The organism is Halomonas sp. 3D7M, assembly GCF_014897885.1.
In the GTDB taxonomy this organism is placed as follows: Bacteria; Pseudomonadota; Gammaproteobacteria; order Pseudomonadales; family Halomonadaceae; genus Vreelandella.
In genome coordinates this window covers 1-1388 of the sequence record NZ_JABUZF010000218.1, presented here as the reverse complement: position 1 = coordinate 1388, position 1388 = coordinate 1, and the positions used below count along the sequence as shown (strand labels likewise).

General features: G+C 58.6%; 1 pseudogene. It reads left to right on the top strand.

The window, feature by feature from the left end:
* Positions 1-1388, top strand: a pseudogene (locus INT22_RS12425) (class I SAM-dependent DNA methyltransferase); the annotation flags it as partial.

The window sequence follows — 1388 nt, the reverse complement described above, 5'->3', positions numbered from 1 at the left end:
TGGCCGCCGAGACGAAAAAACCCTAAAAGCCACCGCCGTGCTGCTGCACTGGGAAAGCCTAGCGCCCCCTGAAAACGGTGGAAAGCAAGGCCAGTGCCGGCTAGACAGCCTGGACGAAAACAGCCACAAGCACGCCTTTGCGGTCTCCGACGACCTCAAATACGCCCTGCGTCATGCCATTGAATTGCTCGGTAACGAAGCCGCCGCGCAGCTCATCGAGCAGGCCCGCGAGCGCAAGGAAGGTATCTACAGTGGCGAAAATGCCCTAGACCCCGACCAGCTCTCCAAAGAGTGCCTGCGCACCATGTACCGCATTCTGTTTCTGTTCTACATCGAAGCGCGGCCAGAACTCGGCTACCTGCCCAGTAATGATGAAACCTGGCGCATGGGTTACAGCCTGGAAAGCCTGCGCGAGCTGGAAAACGTGCGCCTAACCACCGAAGAGAGCCGCCGTGGCAGCTACTTCCATGAAAGCCTGCAGCGCATGTTCCGGCTCATTTACGAAGGCTACACCATTAACCGCCAAGGCAGCCTGCACGAAAGCACCGCCAACGCCTTTACGCTGCAAGGGCTGGATAGCCACCTATTCGACCCCGCCAAAACCTCGCTGCTTAACCGCGTTACTTTCAGCAATGAAACCCTGCAGCAGGTGATTCAGAGCATGTCGCTGACCCGGCCCACCAGCGGCAGAAAACGCCGTGGCCGCGTCAGCTACACCCAGCTCGGCATCAACCAGCTAGGCGCGGTGTACGAAGCCCTGCTCAGCTACCGGGGCTTTTTCGCCACCCAAGACCTGTTTGAAGTCGCCCCCAAAGGCAACAACATCAACCCCGACGAACTTGATACTGGCTACTTTGTTACCCGCGAACAGCTAGAAGAGTTCGACGACAAAGAGCGCGTGTACGATCTGAACAGTGATCGCCGGAAAACCCTGCGCGTCCACCCCAAAGGCAAATTCATCTACCGCATGGCAGGGCGCGACCGGGAAAAATCCGCCAGTTACTACACCCCGGAAGTGCTCACCAAAAGCCTGGTGAAGTACACCCTCAAAGAACGCCTGACCGAAGACATCACCGCCGACAACATCCTCCAACTAACCGTGTGCGAACCCGCCATGGGCAGCGCGGCCTTCTTGAACGAAGCCGTCAACCAACTGGCCGAATCCTACCTCACCCGCAAACAGCAGGAACTGGGGGAGCGCATTCCCCATGAAGACTACCCGCGCGAACTCCAGCGGGTAAAAATGCACATTGCCGACCACAACGTCTACGGGGTCGACCTCAACCCCATCGCGGTAGAGCTAGCGGAAGTCTCCCTGTGGCTGAACGCCCTGAGCGGCGGCCACAACGTGCCCTGGTTTGGCTACCAACTGTTTACCGGCAACAGCC